We start from the raw sequence: 18,184 nt of genomic DNA on the forward strand, positions 1-18,184 counted from the left end.
CGGGATCCGAGAGGAACGGCCTACCTGCGCAGCAAGCGCCCGTAGCCGGAGGCCAGGGGCATCCGCAGGCCCAGCGGCGGCGGAGCCGCCAGCGCATCGGTGACCGGGCGGGAGTAGCGGCCGGAGAACACGGAGCCCAGGACGAAGTCCACGGACAGCGCGACGACCTCCGCCTGGTGCTCGCGCAGCCCGTGCCCGTCGGAGTGCACCTCGAAGCGGCACGTCGTGCGGTTGGCCTTCTTCGCCCGGGTCGCCAGCCGGAACGACAGCTCCGGGTCGCTGCGCGCGTCGTTGGTGCCGTGCACGATCAGCACCTGGCGCCCCGACAACTGCTTCACCGGTTCGGGGGAGTCGGTCGCGGACTGGCTCGGGAGCGAAGGGGCCAGCGCCAGCACGGAGTTGACGGCTTCGTGGCCCGCGGCGGCGAGCGCCGCCCGGCCTCCCGCGTCGTATCCGGCCAGGCACACCGGCACGTCTCCGTACCGGCGGACCACCTCGTCCGCCGCCCAGGCGGCGTCCTCCTCGCGGCTGCCCCCGCCGTGCACGACCTGGTGCGCGACCAGGCCTTCCGCCATCCCCGCGCGGGCCAGCGCCCGCGCGAGCGGACGTACCGGACCGGGGGACAGTCTGGACGCCCCGGGAAGCAGGAGCACCACACCACTGACCGTAGAGACCGGGCCGGTCGCGCCGGCCGCCCGCCCGAGACGGGCCCCGCGCGCCGACGGCGCATGCTGTGCCATGACGGAACAGTCTCAGACGCCGAGGTGTACGCCACCCGTCCGCGCGGTCACTGTTACATATCGCCTCCGGGCACCGTCTCACTGCTCTACGCGCGTAGGAGCTAGAGTGCGCAGATGACGAGCGAGACCCCCAACCTGCCCACCCCGGATCAGATCCGCCGCTCCCCGAAGGTGCTCCTGCACGACCACCTCGACGGTGGACTGCGCCCCGGGACCATCATCGAGCTGGCCCACAAGGTCGGCTACGAGAACCTTCCCGAGACCGAGGCCGACAAGCTCGGCACCTGGTTCCGGGAAGCCGCGGACTCCGGCTCCCTCCCGCGCTACCTGGAGACGTTCGCGCACACCTGCGCCGTCATGCAGACGAAGGAGGCCCTCTTCCGGGTGGCCTCCGAGTGTGCCCAGGACCTGGCCGAGGACGGCGTCGTGTACGCGGAGATCCGCTACGCGCCCGAGCAGCACCTCGAAGCCGGCCTGACCCTCGAAGAGGTCGTCGAGGCGGTCAACGAGGGCTTCCGCGAGGGCGAGCGCCGCGCGCGGACCAACGGCAACCGCATCCGTGTCGGCGCGCTGCTGACCGCGATGCGGCACGCCGCCCGCGCGCTGGAGATCGCGGAGCTGGCCAACCGCTACCGCGACAACGGCGTGGTCGGCTTCGACATCGCCGGCGCCGAGGCCGGGTTCCCTCCCACCCGCCACCTCGACGCCTTCGAGTACCTCAAGCGCGAGAACAACCACTTCACCATCCACGCGGGCGAGGCCTTCGGCCTGCCGTCGATCTGGCAGGCGCTGCAGTGGTGCGGCGCCGACCGCCTCGGTCACGGCGTGAAGATCATCGATGACATCGAGGTGGCCGAGGACGGCTCCGTGACGCTGGGGCGCCTGGCCTCTTACGTCCGGGACAAGCGCATCCCCCTGGAGATGTGCCCGACGTCCAACCTGCAGACGGCCGCGGCCGCCTCGTATGCCGAGCACCCGATCGGGCTGCTGCGAAAGCTGCACTTCAGGCTCACGGTGAACACCGACAACCGCTTGATGAGCGGCACCAGCATGAGCCGCGAGTTCGAGCACCTGGTCGACGCCTTCGGCTACTCGCTGGATGACATGCAGTGGTTCACCGTCAATGCGATGAAGTCCGCGTTCATTCCTTTCGATGAACGACTGGCCATGATCAATGAGGTCATCAAGCCCGGTTATGCGGAGCTGAAGTCGGAGTGGCTGTTCCAGCAGACCGCTTCGACCAGCGGTTCTGTCATGGCGTAGGCCATGGAATGACGTACTGAGAGCGCCCGGGGGGAGCAATTCCCGGGCGCTTTCTCGTATTTAATGATGTTTGCGGGCGGGGGTTTGAAGTGACTAGTTTGCGGAGCCGCTCATTTCCCCGTCGCAAGGACGATCCTTCATGAAGCAGTCAGCTGCCAAGACCCTCGGTGTCGCCGCTCTCGGTGCCGCCTTCGCCGCCGTCGCCGGCGGGACCGCCTCGGCCTCCGTCCCCGCCGTCGGTCTCGGCGAGGCGCTGGGCACCGTCCAGGGCCTCACCAGCCAGCAGCACGTGAGCCCCGAGGGCGGCCAGCAGGCCCCCCAGGCGACGGACCCGGCCGCCGCGCTCGGCACGGTGACCGGTCTGCTCGGCGGTCTGCCGACCAGCGGCCTCGGCGCCTGATCCGCTCCGGATCCCGCGAGGAATTCGTACGCGATCCGTACGCGATTCGCACGCACGCCCGCGCGGTGCACACCTCTTCGAGCAGGTGTGTGCCGCGTCGCGGCATGTGCCAGGATCACCGCCAACTGCCCACCGAAGCACGGGGTATGAGGTCTCGATCATGCACATGAAGGCATCAACGGCCACGGCCGCACTGCTCCCCGCCCTGCTGCTCGCGGCTGTGGGCTGCAGCAGTACGCACACTCCCGCACCCGGCAAGTCCCCGGACCAGAAGGGCTCCGCGAGCGCGCCCGGCCACACGGCGGCCGCCGACTCTTCGGGAGCCGCGGGATCCACCGGGGCCACGGGCTCCTCCGCCGCGCCCAAGCGGGCCGGCACCAGGCTGGAGCGCTCCGCCCTGGAACAGGGCGACCTGCCCGGCTACCAGATCTCCGCGAACGGCAAGAACCCGAACGCCCCCGACGGTCAGCCCCAGTCCGACCGCAAGGCCTGTCAGCCGCTCGCCGACATCATGGGCGACAAGCCCGACCCGGCCGCGCGCGAGACGGTCAACCGCGGCGTCGGCTCCCAGAAGCAGATGGGCCTCGCGATCTCCGCCTCCGTCAGCTCCTACGCCGAATCCGACGCCAAGGCGCTGATCAGCCGGCTCAGGGACGCCGTCGCCGCCTGCGGCACGGGCTTCACCGCCACCGTCGAGAAGCAGAGCGGCAGCTACCGCGACGTGAAGGCCGCCGACTACAAGACCGACGGCGACGAGAGCGTCAGCTGGACCACCAGCGCCTCCGCCGAGGGCGCCGCCGCACAGGTGCACGTCGTCGTCGTACGCCAGGGGGACTCCGTCGTGCGCCTCATGGCCCTCAACGTCACGGGCGGCCGGCAGACCCCCCAGGTCCCGCACGAGGTCACGGACAAGCAGCTCCAGAAGGTCCGCGCCGCCCGCTGACCCCGACTACCAGGCGGCGGAGCCGGAGGCGCTCGTCTTGTCATTCGGCAGGAGCACCCACAGCGCCAGGTAGATCAGGAACTGCGGGCCGGGGAGCAGGCACGAGACGACGAAGATGGTGCGCATCGTGTTCGCGGATATTCCGAATCGGCGCGCCAGACCGGCACAGACTCCGCCGATCCATCGTCCGTCACGGGGGCGGGCAAGGGCGCTCATGGTCTCTCCTCAGTCGTTTTCGCGGGAGGCTTTCCCGCGATGCCTCAATACTCCCGCTGAATCGAGGAGAGAACGTCGGTCCAGGGGCCGAGCCCGACCCTGGGAATTCTCGGGGTAGCCCCCTGAGAACCGGCCGGGGAGCCACCCCTGGAGCCGCCCTGGGAACCGGCCCGGGAACCGGCCCCGGCGCCCGCCACGGAGACGGAAGCCGCCCGAGACCGCCGCAGCCGGCCCCGCAGCGCCGGCACGACGGCCACGTGTGCGAGCACCACGCCGAGGGTGTTCAGCAGCACCGAGTCGACATCGACCACCTGCCCCGGCACCACGGTCTGGAGCATCTCCACGCCCACCGACACCAGCGCGCCCGCGGCGGCCGTCCGGGCCAGCGAGGACCACGCGGCCAGCGGCGACAGCTCGACTCGCCCGCTGACCAGCGGCAGCAGGACCCCGATCGGGGCCAGCAGGGCCAGCGCCCCGCCGATCCGCCGGGCCGCTTCCAGGGGCCCGGCCGACAGGTCGGCCCGGATCCCGTCCAGCGGGGTCAGATTGGGCGCGGCCGCCCAGGGCACGTCCAGCGGGCGCAGCATCAGCCAGCCGACGAGCAGGAGGTGAGCGGCCAGCAGGACCGCGGCGAGGAGCCGGGTCCGCGGGTGAATAGCGGCGTTGCCGCTGCCCTTGAGACGGTGCACACCTGAAGGGACGCGCCGCGCGGTGCCCGCGGTTCCGGAGGAAAGCGCCGGTCAGCCCGTGGCGAGCAGCACGATCAGGATCAGCGCGCCGATCACGGCGGGCGCGATGATCTCGTACGACCAGGTCACCTTCACGCTGCCCTGGGCGCCGGAGCGCGAGGCCCCGCGCTCGTGCATCTCGCGCAGTTCGTCCACGGTGCGGTCCGCCGCGGCCCGCCGCACCTCGTCCGGCTGCGTCCCGCCGTCCCCGGGCGCGGTCATGCTCCGCCCCATGAGCCCGCCGAGCCGGCTGGGCCGGCCGCCCTGCTGGGCCCGGTTCGCCCGCTTGCGCTCCCGCAGGGACACGGGCACCGACCACAGCTGGTACTTCGAGCCCTCGGCCAGCACCTCGGCGGAGAACGTGGCGCGCACGGAGTCGACGGCGGCCCAGGGGAGCTCGATGATCCGGAACGGGTTCCGCACGCGCAGCCGGTCGGCGTTGGCGAAGACGGCCGGCCGGATCGTGAACGCCACGACGAGCGGCGCGAGCAGCAGCGCGACGGCGAGGGCGATCCACGGAGTGTTCCCGCCGCCCCGCACGACCGTGTCCCCGCAGAGCCACCCGATCAGCGCGAGCATCAGGACGCCGGTGACCGTGGCCATGGGTGAGCGGTAGACGTGGTCTGCGTACGCCGGCTCGTCAGTGGGCTGCTCGCTGCTCATGGCCCGATTCTGCCTCACGCCGTCTCAGCCCACGAGATCGGCATACAGGATGATGTTGTCGGGCCGGTGGCCGTCCTTGATCTCGCCGCCGCAGGTGATCAGGCGCAGCTCGGGGCGCGGGGTGTTCCCGTACACCTTGTCGGTGGGGAAGTGCCTCTTGTCGACCTGCTCCAGCTCGCGGACCCGGAAGACGGCGGCGGCGCCGTCCGCCCGGGTGACCGTGATCTCGTCGCCGGTGCGCACGCGGGACACGTCGCGCAGCACGGCCGGGCCGCGCGCGGTGTCGAAGTGGCCGATCAGCACGGCCGGACCGGTCTCGCCGGGCGTGACGCCGCCGGTGTACCAGCCGATCTTGTCCCCGTCCGCCACGGAGGGCACCTGCACCGAGCCGTCGGCGGCCAGCCCGAGCCGCAGCACCGGCGAGGTGTCCACCCCGGCCGAGGGGATCCGCACCCGGACCGGTTCGGAGGCGGCCAGGGGCCGGCCTCGCCCGGGGGTTGGGGAGTGCCAGGAGGCGGCGGGTGGGGGTCGGAGCGCGGCGGGCACGGCTCCGGCGTCGCGGCCGCCGGTCCTCCGGGGCCGGCCGCCGCCCCGGCCCGGCTCCCGCGGCGCACCGTCCGCCGCAGCCAGGGCGACATCCTCGCCGGATTCCGCAAGGACCACGTATCCCTGCTCTTCCTCCACTTCCGCGACGCCGTCCAGGCCCGCCAGTGGCTGAAGCGCCTGCTGCCCTCGATCTCCACCACCGAGGACGTGGCACGCTTCAACAAGGCCTTCAGCAGGGCCCGCGAGCGCGCGGGCGGCATCGACCCGGAATCCATGTCCTGCCTGTGGACCGGACTCAGCCTCACCCACCCGGGGCTGCGCCTGCTCGCCGGCCGGGAACCCTTCCCCGCCGCCCCGGCCGGCTCGAACGCCGAGGCCTTCACCCAGGGCGCCGCCGTCCGCGCCCAGCAGCTCGGCGACACCGGCACCAGTGCCCCGCCGTCCTGGCTGTTCGGCGCGGAGGAGCCCGGGCGCGCGGTCCACGCCGTCCTCACCCTGGCCGCCGACGACCCCGAACGCCTCGCCACCGCCGTCGCCGAACACCGCGAGGCCGCCACCAAGTCCGGCGCCGCGGTCCTCTTCCGCCAGAACGGCGCCACCCTCCCCGGCGAACTGCGCGGACACGAGCACTTCGGCTTCGCCGACTGCATCAGCCAGCCCGGCGTACGGGGCTTCGACGAGCCCGACCCGGCCACCGGCACCACCGTGCTGGGCAAGCCCGGCACCCGGCTGATCCCCGCCGGCGAGTTCATCGTCGGGCCCGAACGGGTCGGCCGGCGCCCCACCGCCCTGCCCGCATGGGCCACCGGCGGATCCTTCCAGGTCGTACGCCGCCTCGCGCAGGACGTGCCCGGCTGGTGGACGCAGGTCTCCCTGCGGCTCGCGGAACTCCAGCGGGCCGGCGCCGCACCCGCCGACGCCGGCCGCGAGTGGCTGGGAGCCCGCCTCATGGGCCGCTGGCCGGGCGGGATGCCCGTCGCCGTCTGCCCCGCCGCCGAACAGCCGCGCGAGCCCGGCGTGGACCCCGACGCCACCCTCGACTACAGCGCCGACCCGCACGGCTGGCGGATGCCGCTCTTCGCGCACATCCGCAAGGGCAACCCGCGCGACGGCCTCGTCCTCACCCCGGGCCGCCCGCCGCTGGGCGTGGCCGAGCTCGACGGCCGCCGCCTGATGCGGCGCGGCATCCCGTACGGCCCCGTCTACCACCCCGAACTGGGCGCCGACCACGGCCCGGAGGCATCCCGCGGGCTGGTCTTCGTATGCCACCAGGCCGACCTGGTCGGCCAGTTCGAGCTCGTCGCGCGCAAGTGGCTGAACGAGCAGGACTTCCCGGCCGGCCGCAACCCGCGCACCGGCGCCGACCCCGTGCTCGGTCCGGACTCGGCCTGCGCCTTCGAAACCCCCTCGGGGGACGGCAGCCGGGCCAACACCCTCTACTTCGGCCGTTACGTGCGCACGGAAGGCTCCGTCTACGCCTTCAGCCCCTCCCTCCCCGTCCTGCGCGCCCTGACCACCGGAGAGCTCGACGACTCCATCGAGTTCCACGCCGGGTCCGTCCTGCGCACCGGCGACGTCCTCGACGCGGGCAAGGCCCGCCTGACCCTCGACAGCGCCGGGGACCTCGTCCTGCTCGACGCCCAGGGCGGCCGTACGTGGCACAGCGACGCGGGCGGCGCCGGCCACGACGCCGTCTTCACCCAGGACGGCGAACTGGTCCTGCGCACCGCCGAGGGCAAGCCGGCCTGGTCGAGCGGCACCACCGGACACCCGGGCGCGCGCCTGCTGCTGCGCCCCACCGGAGAGCTGGTGATCCTGGACGGGGACCGGGTGCTGTGGAAGGCGTCCGCCTCATAGGGTGGACGCATGGCGACGACCACCGCATCAGTGACAGGCGAAACCCGGTTGATATACGGCTGCATGGCCCTCGGCGGGAGCTGGGAGCCCGGCCCGTACCGGCCCGAGGACATCGACGACGCCGAGGCGGCCATCCAGGCCGCCCTCGACAGCGGCATCACCATGTTCGACCACGCCGACATCTACCGGCACGGAAAGGCGGAAGCCGTCTTCGGTGAGGTGCTCGCCCGCACACCCGGCCTGCGAGAGCGCGTCACGCTCCAGACCAAGTGCGGGATCCGCCTCGCCGACGGCGAGCGCCCCGGCATCTACGACCTGCGCGGGGACACCGTCACCCGCCGCGTGGAGGAGAGCCTCACCCGGCTGCGCACCGACGTCATCGACGTCCTGTTGCTGCACCGGCCCGATCCGCTGGCCGATCCGGCCGAGACGGCCCGCGCCCTCACCTCGCTGCGGAGCCAAGGCCTGGTCAGGGAGTTCGGCGTCTCCAACATGAACGCGGCGCAGAGCGCCCACCTGCAACGCCACCTGGACTTCCCGCTCGTCGCCAACCAGCTGGAAATGAGCCTGGACCGGCGCGACTGGCTCGAGGACGGAGTCCTCGTCAACACCCCGGCAGCGGCCTCCGTCGGCTTCCCGGCCGGCACCGTCGAGTACTGCGTGGCCAACGGCGTCCGCCTCCAGGCCTGGGGAGCACTCGCCCAAGGCCGCTTCACCGGACGGCAGGAGAGCGCACGGGAGCACGCGACCGCCGAACTCCTGATCGCGCTGGCCAAGGCGAAGGACACCACGCCGGAGACGATCCTGCTGTGGTGGCTGCAGCGCCATCCGGCCCGGATCGCCCCCGTCGTCGGCACCGGCCGCCCGGACCGCATCCGCGCCTGCCGCGACGCGGCGCTGCGCGCCCCCGACCTCAGCCACGAGGAGTGGTACTCGCTCTGGCTGACGGCCCGGGGCGCGCCGCTCCCGTAGGACGGCCCGCAGGCCAGGCAAGATCCGAGAGAGACGGCTAGCCCGGCGAGCCGACCGCGCACACCAGGATCGGGGTGGCGCGGCGCGGGTCGAGGCCGTTGCGCACCAGGTGCCAGACGTTGAGGTCGTAGGCCTCGCCGATGTGGCCCACCGGATCGAAGGGGCAGAAGTCCTGCACGTACTGGTTCCTGACCCCCGGCTCGCGGACGAACGCCGTCTCGGTCGGGGTCACGAGCTCGTCGTAGCGCGAGGAGATGATGGTGTAGGAGATCCCGGGCTGGGCCACCGGGCCGTTGTTCAGAGCCAGGATGGCGGGACCGCCCGGCACCTCGTCGGCCAGCACGGGGATGCCGATCGTCGTCACGATCCGCTCCATGGTCTGCCGTCCGAGCAGCTTGTCGCCCAGGTCCAGCAGGCCGGCCGCGTTGGTGCCGTGCGTGGGGGGCGCGATGGCGACGACCGCCTTGATGTGGGACTGGATGCCCTGCATCTTCGCCAGGTAGAGGGCCTGGAGGCCGCCTTCGGAGTGGCCGACGACGGAGACCTGGGCGGCGCCGGTCGCGCCGCGCACCTTCTCCACGTACGCCTTGATCTCCAGGTTGGAGACGGCGACCGGCTTCAACCCGCCGACCAGCGGAAAGCCCTCGTAGGCGCCGTAGGTGAGGGCGAAGGTGCAGTAGCCGCGGGCCGCCAGGTCGGCCTGGAGGAAGTTGAGGTCCTCGTACCAGGTCGCGAAGGTGCCGTGCAGCAGCACCACCGGCTCGGGGTGCGCGGCGCTGGGCCGGCAGGAGAAGTCGTTGATGCCGCCGGCTCCGCCGTCGGCGGCGGCGTGTGCCGGGAAGGCGGAGCCGAACAGCAGCGCGAGCGGGAGCCCCGCCCTGACGAGCCATCGGCGGGTCCGCGACGCACGGGTGCTGTGTGCCATACGACATCTCCTGACGGGGGGTGTGGTGCTCTGGTCGGACTGCACAGAATGCTCCGGCCCGCCGCCGCTGTCCCCTGGCGGTACGCGCAGAATGCTTCCACCCGCGTTTGTGCACGGCGACAATGCGGGAATGGACGAGAAAGCCGAACGCGGGCGCGAACCGGATCCCGGCGGGCGGATCCCGCCGGGGTTCGCCGCCTCGCTGCTGCCGCGGGTGCCGGAGATCGCCGCGGCCACCGTCTCCCGCCTGACCACCGAGATCCCCGCCTACCGGCTGCTGCCCGACAGCATCCTCGGCGGCGATCTCATCGCGAACACCGAGGCCGTGCTGCGGCTCTTCCTCCCCACCGCCGCCGAAGGGCGCCCGCCGGCCGAACACGAACTGGCCGCGCCCATCGCCTGGGGCGCCGAACGGGCCCGGGACGGCGTACCCCTGGAAGCGGTGCTACGGGTCTACCCGCTCGGCGCCCGCCAGGCCTGGGAGCTCGCCACGGCCGGTCCCGAGCCCGCTGCCGACCCGTACGCCCTGGTCACCGGCCTGCTCGCCTTCCTCGGCGAGGTGATGCCCAAGGTCGCCGAGGCGTACCTGAGGGAGCAGGCCGACCTCGACTGGGAACAGCGCGAACACGGCCGCAACCTCGCCGGGGTGCTGCTCGCCGGCCGTCCCGCCCGGCGCGCGGCGGAGCGGTACGGGCGCACGCTGGCCGAGCGGTACGAAGTGGTGGTCCTGCGGCTCCCGGAGGCCCCCGGGAGCGCGACGACCCGCATCCTGCGGGCCGTGCGCTCCGAACTCGACCGGAACCCCGAGGTGCTGGCCACCTTCAAGGGCGACGGGGGAGCGCTGCTCGTCCCGCTCGGGCAGGACGGCGCGACCCGCCGGCTGCTCGCCCGGCTCGACGCGGCCGCCGCACTGCGCTGCACGGCGGCCGCCGCCACCGCCGAGGACCACGAAGCGATCCCGGGTGCGCAGGCGGAGGCGTCCGAAGTCCTCACGCTGGCGGAGGACTTGGGCCGCCCCCCGGGGCTCTACCGGCTGGCCGATCTCGCCGTCGAGTACCAGCTGGTGCGGCCGGGCCCCGCCCGGGACGCGCTGGCCGGCACCCTGGACGGCCTCGCCGGTCAGCCCCATCTGATCGACACCCTGCGGGTGTTCATCGCCGCGGGCTACCGCCGCACCGAGGCGGCCGCCGCCCTCACCGTGCACCGCAACACCCTGACCTACCGGCTCGGCCGGATCCGCCTGCTCACCGGCCGCGACGCCACCGACCCCACGGACGCGCGCCACCTGGCCGCCGCCCTCACGGCGCACGACGCGTCCCACCGAACCACCCCGCCCCCGGGCAGACGCTGACCGATGCGTTCAAATAGACCCGTCAACCCATTCCTGAAAGCCCCGGCCCCGGCAGCATCATGAGGCGGCAGCAATTCCTCAAGTCGTGTTCCGTCACTGCAGTTGCTTTTCTTCTCACGCGTATGGGCCGGCACATCCGTCCGGACAGATTCGGCATTGCCGATATCTCTCGCGCAAAGCCCCGGGATGGCATCATCGGTCCACCGATATCTGATGTGCCGTAACACTGCGACGGGGGCAGTATGGACGTGCTGACGATAGCCAATGAGATCACGCCCTATGTCACCGCCGCGGCCGGCGCCTACGGCACGGCCGTGTTCACCCGGGCGACCGATGCCGGCGCGGATGCCACCCTCACGCTCGGGCAGCGCATCCTGCAGCGCATCTGGCACCGGGAAGCCGGCCGTCCCGGCATCCGGCAGGCTCTGGACGACATGGCGGAATCGCCCCACGACCCCGACGTCCAGGCCGCGCTGCGGGTCCAGATCCGCGAGGCCCTGGCCGCGGACCCGACTCTGGCCGGCGACCTCGTCCGGCTCCTGGGCGGCGCCGGTGTGAACATCACCGCGTCCGGCGAACGCTCCGTGGCCGTCCGGGACAGCTCGGGGGTCATCAGCACCGGCGACAACGCCCGCGTCCAGCGGTGAGCGCCCCCGTTCCGGGGCTGGAGCCCCCCGCGCCCGCGCAGCCCGGCGGGGCCTCGGGTCCGCGGTCCGTGGCCGCCGGCGTGAACGGCGGGGTCATCAGCACGGGTGACCGGGCGAGCATCGACGCGCGCACCCAGATCCTGCCGCGCGAGGCGTTCTCGTCACCTGCCGAAGTGGCGGCCTCCGCGGGGCTGAACAACCTTCCCCTGCCCGCCAGTGCCCTCTTTTTTGGTCGAGATGACGAGATGCGGAGACTGTGGGCCGCCATGCGGGGCACGGCCGCCGTCGTGACGCAGGCCGTCCACGGCCTCGGCGGGGTCGGAAAGAGTACCCTTGCCCTGCATTACGCCCATACCCACCGTGACCAGTACACGCTCGTGTGGTGGCTCACCGCGTCGAGCCCCGACACGATCGAAACCGGGCTCGCGGAACTGGCCCTGCGCCTGCACCCGGCCCGCAGGAGCCTCCCCGACACCACGACCGAGCACCACGCACAATGGGCCACCGGCTGGCTGCAGGCCCACCCCGGATGGCTGTTGATCGTGGACAATGCCGAACATCCCGACCACATCGCCCCGCTCATCGGCCAACTCGCCGGTGGCCACCATCTGATCACCACTCGTCGCGCTATTGGATGGCACCACTTGACCACCCACCCCATTGCCCTGGACGTGCTTGCTCCCGACGCCGCCGTGGAACTCCTCATCAACATCACCGGCCAGACCGGCGAGCGGGACCGGCAGGACGCCGCGCACCTTGCCGCCGAACTCGGCTTCCTCCCCCTGGCCTTGGAACAGGCCGGCGCCTACATCCAGCACAACCAGACCACGCACGCCCGCTACCTCGCCCAACTCGCCAGCCGCCCCGCCCGGATGTTCGCCACCCCCGCCGGAGGCGGTGCCCACGCCCGCACCATCGCCCGCATCTGGCGCATCACCCTGGACACCATCGCCCTCACCAACCCCCACGCCGTGGACCTGCTGAGCGTGTTGGCCTTCCTCGCCCCGGACAACGTCCCCCGCGACCTCCTCGAAAGCCCCGCCGAGGAGGACTCGCCGACGGTCGACGAAGCCCTCGGGCTGCTCTACAGCCACAGCATGATCACCCTGGGGCCGGAGAGCGTCGCCACGCACCGGCTCGTCCAGGCCGTCGCCCGCACCCCGGACCCGCAGACCGGCCCCGGCGCCGATCCCCACCGCGCCCCCGAAGCCACCGCCACCGCCCGCGGCCGGGCCACCGCACTGCTCCTCCACGCACTGCCCGAGGCCCCGACCACCAACGTCGGCGGGTGGTCCCGGTGGCAGACCCTCATTCCGCACGTCGACGCGCTGATGTCCGTGACCACCCCGGACCAGGACGACGAGAGCAGCGCCGTCCTCCTCTACGAGTCGTCCTGCTTCCTGAACGGCCAAGGGCAGCTCAACCGGGCCGCCGTGTACGCCAAGCGCGCGTTGGCCGACAGGGAACGACTGCTGGGCCGCGACCACCCCGACACCCTCGCCACCCGCAACCACCTCGCCTACGTCCACCGGTCGGCGGGGGAGCTGGATCGGGCGGTCGAGCTGTTCGAGCAGACACTGGCCGACCGGGGAGCGGTGCTGGGCGACGACCACCCCGACACCCTCACCACCCGGCACTACCTCGCCTACACCCATCAGCTGGCGGGGGATCTGGACCGGGCAGTGGAACTGTTCGAGCAGACGCTGGCCGACCGGGAGACGGTGCTCGGCGACGACCACCCCGACACCCTGCGCTCGCTGAACCACCTCGGCTACGCCCTGCAGACGGCGGGGGACTACACCCGGGCCATCCCGCTGCACGAGCGGGCGCTGGCCGACCGGGAACGGGTGCTGGGCGGCGACCACCCCGACACGCTCGCCACCCGCAACGACCTCGCGTACGCCTACCGGTCCACAGGCGATCTGGACCGGGTCATCGAGCTGTTCGAGCGGGCGCTGGCCGACCGGGAACGGGTGCTGGGCGGCGACCACCCCGACACGCTCGCCACCCGCAACGACCTCGCGCACGCCTACGAGTCGGCGGGCGACCTGGACCGGGCCGTCCCGCTGTACGAACAGACCCTCGCCGACCGGGTGCGCGTGCTGAGCGGCGACCACCCCGACATCATCGCCTCCCGCAACAACCTCGCGGGCGCGTACCAGATGGCGGGGGACCTGGACCGGGCCGTCCCGCTGTACGAGGAGACCCTCGCGAGCGCCCTCAGGTGCCTGGGCGGCGGCAGCCCGACCACCCGGACCGTCCGCGGCAACCTCGACGACGCCCGGCTCGCCCGCGCCACCGGCTCTTCGGCGGCCCACCGCTACCGGCACCTGGCCTGACCGCCGCAACGGTGCCGGTCAGCGGCGCAGGGCCTCCGCCGGTTCGATGCGGGACGCGCGCCATGCGGGGTAGAGGCCGGCCAGGACCCCGGTGACCAGGCCCAGCAGCGGCGCCGCCGCGACCGTGGCGGGATGGATGACGGGGGTCCAGTCGCGCACGAGGGCCACGGCCACCACGGTCGCGGTGCCCAGCGAGGTGCCCACCAGCCCGCCGAGCGATCCGAGCGCCCCGGATTCCACCAGGAACTGGACGGTGATGTGGCGGCCCCGCGCGCCGAGCGCCCGCCGCAGGCCGATCTCCCCGGTGCGCTCCAGGACCGCGACGAGGGTGGTGTTGGCGATCCCGACGGCCCCGATGACCAGGCAGATCCCGGCCAGGACGAGGAAGAGCTGCTCCAGGTCCGAAGTGACCCCCGACCGAAGGGTCTTGGGGTCCGGCGGCGGTACGGCCCTCAGGTACTCCGGGTGGTCCGGCCGCAGCGCGGTGGGCGCGAGCCGGGCCACCTGCTGGGCGGCGCCCGGCGCCGTCGAGATCAGCATCGTCGTACCGGTCCCCTTGGGCGTGCCCCAGACCTCCTCCGCGGTCGTGCGGGGGACCACGACCGACAGCAGCAGATCGGCCTTGCGCTCCACGTCCTCGATGATGCCGATGACGGTGAACGGCTCGTCGCCGATGAAGACGGCCGGCTGGGTGTCCAGCGTGGTGATCCCGAGCCGGGCCGCGGTGCTCGCGCCGAGGAGGGCCACCCGCTGCCGGGTCCCGGAGTGGTACTCGTCGTACAGGCGGCCCGCGGACATCCTCGGCCCGGCGGCCAGCAGCGCACCCGGTGAGGCGGCGACGACGTCGATCCGCTCCGAGCCCCCGGACCCGCCGACCGGCGCGGCCCGGACACCGGCGGAGCCGTCCAGTTGGACGGTGAAGTAGACGCCGGCGTGGCGGACACCGCCGAGGCGCCCGATCCGGGCGTCGGCGTCCGTCGGGAAGCCGGGTCCGGCGAACTCGTTCTGCGAAGAGGCGATGTCCTCGACGCTCACCTCGGTCGCCGTGAGCAGGTTGAAGCGACCGTCGATCTGGGACGAGGTGGTGACGGTCAGGCCGAGGACCGTGACGAAGGTGCCGACCCCGAGGACGGTGCCGAGGGCGGTCAGCGCGGAGCGGGCCGGACGCTGGAGGACCCCGGCGAGGGACTCGCCGAAGACGTCCCGGGGAGCGAAGCGGGAGGGCTCGACGTGCGGGCGCGCGCCGCCCGCAGGGCGCCCCGCCCTGCGGCGGAGCCGTGCCGGGAGCCGGAACCTCATGCCCGCACCTGCTCCCGCAGGACGCCGTCGCGGATCGCCACGGTGCGGCCGCCGTGGGCGGCGACCTCCTGGTCGTGGGTGATGACCACGACGCTCATTCCCTCACCGTGGAGCTCGTCGAGGAGCGCGAGCACGGTCTCGGCGTTGGCGGAGTCGAGGTTGCCCGTGGGCTCGTCGCACAGCAGCAGCGAGGGCCGGGCCACCAGGGCCCGGGCGATCGCGACCCGCTGCCGCTCGCCGCCGGACAGCCGTCCGGGGACGGAGTCGACACGGTGGGCGAGGCCGACGCGGTCCAGGGCTTCGCGGGCGCGGCCGGGCCGTTCGCGCCGGGGCACGCCGTTGTACAGCATGGCCAGGCTCACGTTCTCCAGGGCCGAGCGGTGGGGCAACAGGTGGAAGGACTGGAACACGAAACCGACGCGGCGGCCGCGCAGCGCGGTCCGGTCGCCGTCGCCGAGGGCGCCGGTGTCGATGCCGTCCAGCAGGTAGCTGCCGCTGGTGGGGGCGTCGAGCAGCCCGACGATGTTCAGGAAGGTCGACTTGCCCGAGCCGGAGGGGCCGACGACGGTCACGAACTCGCCGCGCCGCACGGTGAGATCGCACGGCCGGAAGGCGGCGACGGGCGGCGGACCGGGGTACGTCAGTCCCACCTGGCGGAACTCGATGACGGGCGGCACGGCGGACGCGGTGGTGGGCGCGGTGGTGGGCGTGGCGGTGGGCGTGGAGGTCATGCCGCCACCACCCCCGCCGCCGAAGCCTCGCGGACGGACCCGGCTCCGGCTGCGGCTCCGGCGGCCTTGCCGCCGCTGCCCTTGGCGCCGCCGCTCTTGTCCCCGCCGTCCTTGCCGCCGTCGCCCTTCCCGGTCTTGCCGGCGGCACCCGGGTTGACGCCCGTGACCACGTTGTTCCCCTCCGCGAGCTGCCCGTCGCCGACCGGCTTGACCTCCACGTACCCGTCACCCGTGGTGCCCGGGCGCACTTCGATCCGGCGCTGGGTCCCCGTACCGTCGACGACGGTCACCGTCGTACGGCCGTCCGCGCCGGCCGAGACGGCCGACACCGGGACGACCAGGGCGTCGCCGTCGGTCGCGGCGGCCTCCACGGTCAGCCGTACGTCCTGCCCGACGAGTTTGGCGTCGAGCGTCTGCAGCGGGCGTACGACCAGCGCGTACCCGGTGGCGGCCGAGGGAGCGGGCGCCTGCTGCCCTTGGCCGCCGCCGGTGGCGGTTCCCGTACCGCTCTGCCCGGACGGCTGCTCCGCCTGCGCGGTGTCCGCGACGGACAGCACCTCGGCGGCCGCGGTGACCCCGCTGAGCTCGGAGAGGACCTCGACCTTCTGGCCCGGGCGGACCAGGCCCCGCTGGTGTTCCTGGAGGTGTCCGCGCACGACGAGGGCCCCCGCCGAGAGGGACATCGCGCTGCCGCTGACCGGCGAACCGGGGTGCACGGAGACGGAGTCGGCGCGGCCGGGGAAGGACTCCAGGAACACCACCTCGCCGGCCGGCAGCATGGGCCCGGCGGCCGCCTTCGCGTCGCCGCGCCGCTTCTGCGCCTTGCGCAGGTCCTCCTCGGCGCGGGACACGGCGCGGGCCGCGTCCTGGCCGCCGGAGCCGCCGGAGCCGCCGGAGCCGCCGGAGCCGCCGGACTTGCCGGCCGACGCGCCGGCGGAGGCCTTGCCGTTCGCGGCGCCCCCCTCCGTACCGGTGCCCTCCGTACCGGCGCTCGAGGTGGCCGGGGCGTCGGCCCGGGCCGCGGAGGCGCGCGCGTCCTCCAGGGAGCGCGCGGCGGCGGTGACGGCGTCCTCGGCGGCGGAGACCGCCTCGCCCCGGTCGGCCACGGCCGGCACCGGGTCGTAGCCGATCGAGGTGTAGAAGGCGGTCAGGGCGGTCTTGGTCCCGGCCCCGAAGGTGCCGGCCGGGTCGCCGCCGACGGGGTGGCCGAGACCGGCGAGGGCCTTCTGGAGCTGCTTGACGTCGTCGCCGGTGGCGCCCGGTTTGAGGTCGCGGTAGACCGGCAGGCTGCCGGGGAGGGCGAACACCGGCCGGCCGGAGACCTCCAGCAGGACCTTCCCGGCGTCTATCCGGTCGCCCTGGCGGACGGGGGCCTTGGTGACCACGGGCGCGCTCGCCCCCTCCGCGCCCGCCACCGCCGGGATGACCTGGGTGCTCTGGGCGGCGCTGACCGTGCCGCGGACGATGACGGTGTCGCGCAGGACGCGCTTCTCCACGCGCGCGACGAGTACGTCGAGGGGCGGCGGGGCCGCGTCGGCGGCGGTCTGGGCCGGGGACTTGATGACCAGGGAGGCGGCCACGCCCGCGCCGGCGAGCAGCACGGCCCCGCCGACGACCGCGGCCACCCACTTGCGCCGGCGGCCCAGGCCGCCGGACGCGCCGTCGGCCGCTGCCCCGCCAGGTCCTTCGACGGACCCGTGTGCGGACTCGTGTGCGGACCCGTTTGCGGGCTCGTGGGCGGGCTCGTACGAGGTTTCGTCGGCAGGCTCCCCGGTCCGTCCCGGGCTCCCGGAGCGCGTGGGACCGCCGCTCATCCGGTGACCTTCCCACCCGGCGTGCCGCCGCACTCCTGGAGCGCGGCGGGGTCCTTGGCGGAGCCCTTGAGGTCCATCCCGCCCAGGTCGTGCCGCCCCGTGCGCGGATCGGGATCGGGGAAGTCGGGGAAGCCCTTCGCGCGCATGCACTCAGTGAACTTCCGTGCCTTCGAAAGCTGTTCGGGGCCCGCGGTCGGGACGGCCCGCCGGCTCTCGCAGGCCCGCTCGGCCTTTTGCACCTTGGCCGGGTCGGCCTTGGACTCGTCGACGACCCGCACCCCGGAGCCGGTGTCGCGCATCGGCACGCCCTCGTCCTCCACGCAGCGGAAGCAGTCCGCCTGGCGCGGATCGGCCTCGTCCCTCTCCGCGGGCGAGGACGGAACCGCGCCCGCGGACGAAGTCCCGGTCTCCGTACCGCCGGAGGGTAAGGCGTCACCGCCGGAGCACCCCGCGAGAAGCAGGGTGAGGGACAGCGGCGCGGGAACGACAACCACCGCGCGTGCGCGTCGAAGTGCCATGGCAAACTCCTTAACAATGCCCCGACCGGAATCCGGAACGGAGCCAGGGCAGGGCTTCGACCGTGCCTCGTGGGAACCATAGATCAGCTTCGATCCTCGGCGCCCTGTCCCAAGGGGCAGGTGTGGCAGGTCAGTTGAGATGGTTGATTCCTCAGCAGCCGGGGGGCATGAGTTTCGAGCCGACGTCCTCCGGTCGACAGCAACTCTCTGACGGCCAAGGGAAAGGACTGCT

17 protein-coding genes and 1 pseudogene are annotated in these 18,184 nt (G+C 73.2%); 8 read left to right on the plus strand and 10 right to left on the minus strand.

Annotated features, from left to right (window positions below; genetic code table 11):
- Nucleotides 1-20 precede the first annotated feature (20 nt).
- Nucleotides 21-740 (minus strand): alpha/beta hydrolase, encoded by a 720-nt coding sequence (locus DRB89_RS21280; RefSeq protein WP_112449708.1) that lies wholly within the window; start codon nucleotides 738-740, stop codon nucleotides 21-23.
- Nucleotides 741-854: 114 nt separating this feature from the next.
- Between DRB89_RS21280 and DRB89_RS21285 the strand changes: the two genes are divergently transcribed.
- The 3 genes from DRB89_RS21285 (at nucleotide 855) to DRB89_RS21295 (ending at nucleotide 3,346) form a co-directional block, all read left to right on the plus strand.
- Nucleotides 855-2,003: an adenosine deaminase gene (locus DRB89_RS21285; RefSeq protein ID WP_112449707.1), complete on the plus strand. Its 1,149-nt coding sequence runs from the start codon at nucleotides 855-857 to the stop codon at nucleotides 2,001-2,003.
- 139 nt (nucleotides 2,004-2,142) lie between these two features.
- Nucleotides 2,143-2,403 carry a hypothetical protein gene (locus DRB89_RS21290; RefSeq protein WP_112449706.1) on the plus strand — a complete coding sequence of 87 codons (261 nt, stop codon included), beginning with the start codon at nucleotides 2,143-2,145 and terminating at the stop codon, nucleotides 2,401-2,403.
- Between the two features lie 166 nt (nucleotides 2,404-2,569).
- Nucleotides 2,570-3,346, plus strand: a complete 777-nt coding sequence (locus tag DRB89_RS21295) for a hypothetical protein (RefSeq protein ID WP_239516270.1) — start codon at nucleotides 2,570-2,572, stop codon at nucleotides 3,344-3,346.
- Between the two features lie 6 nt (nucleotides 3,347-3,352).
- Here DRB89_RS21295 and DRB89_RS21300 read toward each other — a convergent pair whose 3' ends face one another.
- From DRB89_RS21300 to DRB89_RS21315, 4 genes and pseudogenes are all read right to left on the minus strand, one after another.
- Nucleotides 3,353-3,562 (minus strand): PspC domain-containing protein, encoded by a 210-nt coding sequence (locus tag DRB89_RS21300; protein WP_112449704.1) that lies wholly within the window; start codon nucleotides 3,560-3,562, stop codon nucleotides 3,353-3,355.
- A 44-nt stretch (nucleotides 3,563-3,606) separates the two neighbouring features.
- Nucleotides 3,607-4,218 carry a VanZ family protein gene (locus DRB89_RS21305; protein WP_275432081.1) on the minus strand — a complete coding sequence of 204 codons (612 nt, stop codon included), beginning with the start codon at nucleotides 4,216-4,218 and terminating at the stop codon, nucleotides 3,607-3,609.
- A gap of 84 nt (nucleotides 4,219-4,302) precedes the next feature.
- Nucleotides 4,303-4,953 carry a PH domain-containing protein gene (locus DRB89_RS21310; protein ID WP_112449702.1) on the minus strand — a complete coding sequence of 217 codons (651 nt, stop codon included), beginning with the start codon at nucleotides 4,951-4,953 and terminating at the stop codon, nucleotides 4,303-4,305.
- Nucleotides 4,954-4,977: 24 nt separating this feature from the next.
- A pseudogene (locus DRB89_RS21315) lies at nucleotides 4,978-5,430 on the minus strand (class F sortase); the annotation flags it as partial.
- Nucleotides 5,431-5,457: 27 nt separating this feature from the next.
- Here DRB89_RS21315 and DRB89_RS21320 point away from each other — a divergent pair.
- Nucleotides 5,458-7,356 (plus strand): peroxidase, encoded by a 1,899-nt coding sequence (locus DRB89_RS21320; RefSeq protein WP_112463879.1) that lies wholly within the window; start codon nucleotides 5,458-5,460, stop codon nucleotides 7,354-7,356.
- 9 nt (nucleotides 7,357-7,365) lie between these two features.
- Nucleotides 7,366-8,328: an aldo/keto reductase gene (locus DRB89_RS21325; protein WP_239516271.1), complete on the plus strand. Its 963-nt coding sequence runs from the start codon at nucleotides 7,366-7,368 to the stop codon at nucleotides 8,326-8,328.
- 37 nt (nucleotides 8,329-8,365) lie between these two features.
- Here the strand turns inward: DRB89_RS21325 and DRB89_RS21330 are convergent, their stop codons facing one another.
- Nucleotides 8,366-9,253: an alpha/beta fold hydrolase gene (locus DRB89_RS21330; protein WP_112452405.1), complete on the minus strand. Its 888-nt coding sequence runs from the start codon at nucleotides 9,251-9,253 to the stop codon at nucleotides 8,366-8,368.
- Nucleotides 9,254-9,383: 130 nt separating this feature from the next.
- Between DRB89_RS21330 and DRB89_RS21335 the strand changes: the two genes are divergently transcribed.
- From DRB89_RS21335 to fxsT, 3 genes are all read left to right on the plus strand, one after another.
- Nucleotides 9,384-10,604: a helix-turn-helix domain-containing protein gene (locus tag DRB89_RS21335; RefSeq protein WP_112463384.1), complete on the plus strand. Its 1,221-nt coding sequence runs from the start codon at nucleotides 9,384-9,386 to the stop codon at nucleotides 10,602-10,604.
- Between the two features lie 242 nt (nucleotides 10,605-10,846).
- Complete coding sequence (locus tag DRB89_RS43070; protein WP_162688673.1) at nucleotides 10,847-11,251, plus strand: hypothetical protein; 405 nt, start codon at nucleotides 10,847-10,849, stop codon at nucleotides 11,249-11,251.
- Nucleotides 11,248-13,590, plus strand: a complete 2,343-nt coding sequence (fxsT, locus tag DRB89_RS21345) for an FxSxx-COOH system tetratricopeptide repeat protein (RefSeq protein WP_112463385.1) — start codon at nucleotides 11,248-11,250, stop codon at nucleotides 13,588-13,590. The genes DRB89_RS43070 and fxsT overlap by 4 nt, the downstream gene beginning before the upstream one ends.
- A gap of 18 nt (nucleotides 13,591-13,608) precedes the next feature.
- On the opposite strand, the gene DRB89_RS21350 is transcribed toward fxsT, so the two are convergent.
- From DRB89_RS21350 to DRB89_RS21365, 4 genes are read right to left on the minus strand one after another with little or no spacing between them, the layout of a single operon-like run.
- Nucleotides 13,609-14,889, minus strand: coding sequence for an ABC transporter permease (locus DRB89_RS21350; protein WP_112450939.1), 1,281 nt, complete (start codon nucleotides 14,887-14,889; stop codon nucleotides 13,609-13,611).
- Nucleotides 14,886-15,620: an ABC transporter ATP-binding protein gene (locus DRB89_RS21355; RefSeq protein ID WP_112450940.1), complete on the minus strand. Its 735-nt coding sequence runs from the start codon at nucleotides 15,618-15,620 to the stop codon at nucleotides 14,886-14,888. Before DRB89_RS21355 ends, DRB89_RS21350 begins: the two co-directional genes overlap by 4 nt.
- Entirely contained in the window at nucleotides 15,617-17,434 is a 1,818-nt protein-coding gene (locus DRB89_RS21360; RefSeq protein WP_112450941.1) for a peptidoglycan-binding domain-containing protein, read from the minus strand. The genes DRB89_RS21355 and DRB89_RS21360 overlap by 4 nt, the downstream gene beginning before the upstream one ends.
- Entirely contained in the window at nucleotides 17,431-17,952 is a 522-nt protein-coding gene (locus DRB89_RS21365; RefSeq protein WP_162688674.1) for a hypothetical protein, read from the minus strand. The genes DRB89_RS21360 and DRB89_RS21365 overlap by 4 nt, the downstream gene beginning before the upstream one ends.
- Nucleotides 17,953-18,184 lie beyond the last annotated feature (232 nt).

It is taken from the genome of Streptomyces sp. ICC4 (assembly GCF_003287915.1).
Lineage (GTDB): Bacteria > Actinomycetota > Actinomycetes > Streptomycetales > Streptomycetaceae > Streptomyces > Streptomyces tritrimontium.

What these genes read in the sequence shown, in the direction of transcription:
- DRB89_RS21325 (WP_239516271.1), top strand. Translation starts at nt 7,366, where the DNA reads ATGGCGACGACCACCGCATCAGTGACAGGCGAAACCCGGTTGATATAC.
- DRB89_RS21335 (WP_112463384.1), top strand. Translation starts at nt 9,384, where the DNA reads ATGGACGAGAAAGCCGAACGCGGGCGCGAACCGGATCCCGGCGGGCGG.
- DRB89_RS21355 (WP_112450940.1), bottom strand. Translation starts at nt 15,620, where the DNA reads ATGACCTCCACGCCCACCGCCACGCCCACCACCGCGCCCACCACCGCG.
- DRB89_RS21295 (WP_239516270.1), top strand. Translation starts at nt 2,570, where the DNA reads ATGAAGGCATCAACGGCCACGGCCGCACTGCTCCCCGCCCTGCTGCTC.
- DRB89_RS21330 (WP_112452405.1), bottom strand. Translation starts at nt 9,253, where the DNA reads ATGGCACACAGCACCCGTGCGTCGCGGACCCGCCGATGGCTCGTCAGG.
- DRB89_RS21280 (WP_112449708.1), bottom strand. Translation starts at nt 740, where the DNA reads ATGGCACAGCATGCGCCGTCGGCGCGCGGGGCCCGTCTCGGGCGGGCG.
- DRB89_RS21365 (WP_162688674.1), bottom strand. Translation starts at nt 17,952, where the DNA reads ATGGCACTTCGACGCGCACGCGCGGTGGTTGTCGTTCCCGCGCCGCTG.
- DRB89_RS21300 (WP_112449704.1), bottom strand. Translation starts at nt 3,562, where the DNA reads ATGAGCGCCCTTGCCCGCCCCCGTGACGGACGATGGATCGGCGGAGTC.
- DRB89_RS21310 (WP_112449702.1), bottom strand. Translation starts at nt 4,953, where the DNA reads ATGAGCAGCGAGCAGCCCACTGACGAGCCGGCGTACGCAGACCACGTC.
- DRB89_RS21360 (WP_112450941.1), bottom strand. Translation starts at nt 17,434, where the DNA reads ATGAGCGGCGGTCCCACGCGCTCCGGGAGCCCGGGACGGACCGGGGAG.
- DRB89_RS21285 (WP_112449707.1), top strand. Translation starts at nt 855, where the DNA reads ATGACGAGCGAGACCCCCAACCTGCCCACCCCGGATCAGATCCGCCGC.
- DRB89_RS21290 (WP_112449706.1), top strand. Translation starts at nt 2,143, where the DNA reads ATGAAGCAGTCAGCTGCCAAGACCCTCGGTGTCGCCGCTCTCGGTGCC.
- DRB89_RS21350 (WP_112450939.1), bottom strand. Translation starts at nt 14,889, where the DNA reads ATGAGGTTCCGGCTCCCGGCACGGCTCCGCCGCAGGGCGGGGCGCCCT.
- DRB89_RS43070 (WP_162688673.1), top strand. Translation starts at nt 10,847, where the DNA reads ATGGACGTGCTGACGATAGCCAATGAGATCACGCCCTATGTCACCGCC.